This is a genomic window from Nocardia sp. NPDC051911, assembly GCF_040681035.1.
Lineage (GTDB): Bacteria > Actinomycetota > Actinomycetes > Mycobacteriales > Mycobacteriaceae > Nocardia > Nocardia sichangensis.
Genome location: NZ_JBFAXY010000090.1, coordinates 1 through 4,392, shown reverse-complemented (window position 1 = coordinate 4,392; position 4,392 = coordinate 1). Strand labels below are relative to the sequence as shown.

At 68.4% G+C, this 4,392-nt stretch carries 2 protein-coding genes; one reads left to right on the top strand and one right to left on the bottom strand.

The window, feature by feature from the left end:
• Positions 1–374: 374 nt before the first annotated feature.
• A complete protein-coding gene (locus AB0L97_RS38450) occupies positions 375–1,895 on the top strand; it encodes an alpha/beta hydrolase (protein WP_364439964.1) in 1,521 nt (506 codons plus the stop codon).
• Between the two features lie 12 nt (positions 1,896–1,907).
• Here the strand turns inward: AB0L97_RS38450 and AB0L97_RS38445 are convergent, their stop codons facing one another.
• Entirely contained in the window at positions 1,908–3,788 is a 1,881-nt protein-coding gene (locus AB0L97_RS38445) for an ABC transporter ATP-binding protein (protein WP_364439962.1), read from the bottom strand.
• Between the last annotated feature and the right edge of the window lie 604 nt (positions 3,789–4,392).

The following is a 4,392-nucleotide window of genomic DNA, read 5'->3' as shown; positions in this document are numbered from 1 at the left end:
GACCCTGGAGAACTACGCTCCGATCACCGATGTGGAGCGGGTGCTGCACTCCATCCGCAACGGCAGCCACCGGGGGCGCACCGTTCTCGGCGTCAAGGGCGAATTCTGACCGCAAGTCCTCAGTAGCGCTCGGACGACATCCACGCCGGATGCGTTCCGGACCTACCGCAGGGCCGTGAGACCGATCAGCGAAGCCCGGCTCGATTCGTTCGAGCCGGGCTTCGCCGGTTCGCCCGAGCGTGCTCCCCTGCCGCGGATGGCCGCGATCAAGGCACGCCGCGCGCGGGAAGCCGTTGCCACCGTCGCGAGCACCGATCCGATACGGTTCTTCCGCATCCACCTACGTGCTCGCTCCGGTCGAGAGGCGAATTTCGTTGTCCACGAATCCGTTCTGGCGTTCGATGTCGATAGTGGCGGTGTCCGCACTGCTGGCCGCGCCCGCGTACGGCCGGGCCGAGCCGGTGGCCGACTCGCACCCGAGCGGCGCGGACCGCTTCTACCGCCAGACGCTCGAGTGGAAGCCGTGCGGCGTCGAGAACTTGGACAAAGCCGGTGGTGAGTGCGCGAATGTCCTCGTGCCGCTCGACTACGGGCGTCCCGACGGTCGCACGATCACCTTGGCGATATCCCGGGTGAAGGCGAGCGATCCGGCGCGGCGGCGGGGCATCCTGGTGTCGAATCCGGGCGGTCCCGGCGGCCCGGGCCTGGACAGTGTGGATCTGCTCGGTGATGTGCTGTCGCCCGACGTGCTGGCGAGTTACGACCTGATCGGGATGGACCCGCGCGGAGTCGGCGAATCGACCTCGAGTCCGCGGTGCGGGTGGCCGGTCGGCGAGATGGTCCGGTCGGCGGGCCTTGATCCGCTGGGTTTCGCGCACGACACCGTTCAGTCCGCAGGCATGGCCGCGAGCTGCGTGGTTCGTGATCCGGAGTTGGTGCGGCAGTTCACCACTCGCAATACGGCGCGGGACATGGACGTCGTCCGGGCGGCCCTGGGCGAGGAGAAGATCAATTTCTACGGCTTGTCCTACGGCACGTATCTCGGGGCGGTGTTCACCCAGATGTTCCCCGAGCGCAGCGATCGGGTCGTGCTCGACAGCGCGATCGACCCGGATCGGTATTGGACGGGCTTGGTACAGGACTGGGGACCCGCCGACGAGATCGCGCTGGACGATTGGGCGGTGTGGGCCGCCGCCCACGACGAAGAGTTCCGGCTCGGCGCGACACCGCAGCAAGTGCGCGCGAAGATCGAGGAGCTGGTCCGCATCGTCCACCGCCAGCCGATCGTCATCGACGGATTCGCGATCGACGACCATTGGTTGCCGTTCATCCTGCACGCCTTGCTGTGGAACTTCCGGCTGAACGAACCGCTGGCCGCGACGGTGCGCGAACTCGCCGACGCCGCGGGCGGTCCGCCCACGACCTCGCAGACGCCGCGGTTGCGCGCCATCGTGGCGGCGCTGCGCGACAACGAGAACTCCGTCCTGGCGGAGGTCGCATGCGGCGATGTCAGCGCGCCCATCGATCCCCTCTGGTACTGGCGCAATATCGAGGAGAGCCGGGCCACGCAACCGGTGTTCGGCGCGCTGGCGGGCAACATTCAGCCGTGCGCCTTCTGGCCTCGACCGGTCGAACCCGCGACCGTGGTCCGGAACGCGGTGCCCGCGCTCATCGTGCAGGCGACGGGAGATCCGCGCACTCCCTATGCGCACGGCGTCCGGCTGCACCAGTATCTGTCGCAGTCGCGGATGGTCACTTTGCAAGACGTCCGTATCCACATGACGTTCCGGCCGGAGCTGAGCAGTTGCGTGAACAACGCGATCAACACCTACTTCGGCGCGGGAACCCTGCCGGACGCCGACACGACCTGTACCGCGGACCAGACGGCGAGCTGACCGGATGACGGATCACGCCGCGGCCGTGACGGGTTCCTCGGCGAACTGCGTGCGGTACAGCTCCGCGTAGCGGCCATCGGCGTTCAGCAGCTCGGGGTGCGTGCCGCGTTCCACGATCCGGCCGTCTTCCAGAACCAGGATCTGGTCGGCGGCGCGGATGGTGGACAGCCGGTGTGCGATCACCAGCGCGGTCCGGCCCTCCAGCGCTTCGGACAGCGCCTCCTGCACGGCGGCTTCCGAGGTCGAGTCCAGCGAAGCGGTCGCCTCGTCCAGGATCACCACGCGCGGCTGCTTGAGCAGCAGGCGCGCGATGGTCAGGCGCTGGCGTTCACCGCCGGAGAGCCGGTAGCCGCGCTCGCCGACCACGGTCTCCAGCCCGTCCGGTAGCGACGCGACCAAGTCGCGCAGCCGGGCGCGCTGGAGTGCGTCCCAGAGTTCGTCCTCGGTAGCCTGCGGCCGCGCGAGCAGCAGATTGGCGCGAATGGTGTCGTGGAACAGGTGTCCGTCCTGGGTGACGAGCCCGACCGTGTCGCGGATCGATCCGGTGGTCAGCTCGCGCACATCCACGCCGTTCAACCGCACCGCGCCCGCGTCTACGTCGTAGAGGCGGGAGACCAGCTGCGCGATGGTCGACTTGCCCGCGCCCGACGAGCCGACCAGCGCGATCAGCTGACCGGGCTCAGCGCGCAGCGACACGTCGTGCAGCACCTCCACCCCGCCGCGGGTGTCCAGATTCGCCACGTCCTCCAGCGAGGCCAGCGACACCTTGTCGGCCGACGGGTAGCCGAAGCGCACCGCGTCCAGCTCCACCGCGACCGGGCCCGCCGGCACCGTTTTCGCATCCGGCGCGTCCTCGATCAGCGGCTTCAGGTCGAGTACTTCGAAGACGCGCTCGAAGCTCACCAGCGCGGCCATGATCTCCATCCGGGCGCTGGCCAGCGCGGTGAGCGGCGTGTAGAGCCTGGTCAGCAGCAGCGACAGCGACACCACCGCGCCCGCGTCCAATTGCCCGCGCAGCGCGTACCAGCCGCCGAGCCCGTACACCAAGGCGATCGCCAGCGCGGACACCAGCGTGAGCGAGGTGACGAAGACCGTTTGCAGCATCGCGGTGCGCACGCCGATGTTCCGCACCCGGCGGGCCCGCAGCGCGAACTCGTCGGACTCCTGTTCCGGACGGCCGAACAGCTTGACCAGCGTCGCGCCCGGCGCGGAGAACCGCTCGGTCATCTGGGTGCTCATCGCCGCGTTCAGCCGGGCCGCTTCCCGCTGCAAATCGGCTAGGCGATTGCCCATCCGGCGCGCAGGCAGCACGAATACCGGAAGCAACACCAGCGCCAGCAACGTGATCTGCCACGAGATGCTGATCATCACCCCGAGGGTCAACGCGAGGGTCACCAGATTGGCCATCACGCCGGACAGGGTGTCGCTGAACGCGCGCTGGGCGCCGATGACGTCGTTGTTCAAGCGGCTGACCAGCGCGCCGGTCCTGGTTCGGGTGAAGAAGGCGACGGGCATCTTCTGCACGTGGTCGAACACGGCGGTGCGCAGGTCGAGGATGAGCCCTTCCCCGATTCGCGCCGACATCCACCGGGTCGCCACCCCTAGTCCGGCGTCGAACACCGCGAGCACGCCGATCACCACCGCGAGGACGACCACCACCCGCGGCGCAGCGCCGCCGACTATGTGGTCGACGACCCGGCCAGCCAGCACCGGCGTGGCCACGGCGAGTACCGCCGATATCACGCTGAACAGCAGGAACGCGCCGATCCGCCGCCGGTGCGGCGCGGCGAACCGAACGATGCGCCCTGCGGTGGCTCGGCGGAACGGGCGCTGTTCCTGTGGCGCGTTCGCCCGCCGGTACATCTGGCTCCACGCCACGGATTCGATGCTCACGTTGTTCTCCCTCTCGCTCCCCGCCCCATCCAAGACCTGGCCACCGACACTAAGACCTCAACAATGGTTGAGTTCAAGTCGATTCCGGGCAGGCGGTGTTTCCGCCCACGGCGAAACGAGCGCAACCCGAACCAAGACGGCTGATCGACATTCGCGTAACTAGCGCATCGCGCGCACCACAAGCGCAGCAGTCGTCATTGGCGTATACCGCGAGCGTGAACATGGAGACACCGGTTCCTCGAGGCTGCGGTCCAGGCATCGACGCGGCGAGCCGGCGACTACGACCAAATGGCTCTTCCTCGAACCGGCCTGATACGAGTGATCTTGTTGCGAATACCTCGCCGCCATCGCGGGCGGTCCAGAGGGCCATCACGTCCTCGACGAGCCACTACTGCCGACGAGCCTGACAATGGCCGCCCTCACTCCGCGCGCACCGGGTCCGCGACTCACAAGCCCGACGCGCTCAGCGCACCTCAGCCATGTCTTTCGAGCGAAGCGAGACCGAGCCTGTTCCGTTCGCGGCCCGGCTCGCGTTTGCGCGGCCGCCGCGTAGGCGACGAAGGAGCAAGCGGCGGTCGCGTCGATCGGCGACCTGTCGGCCCCG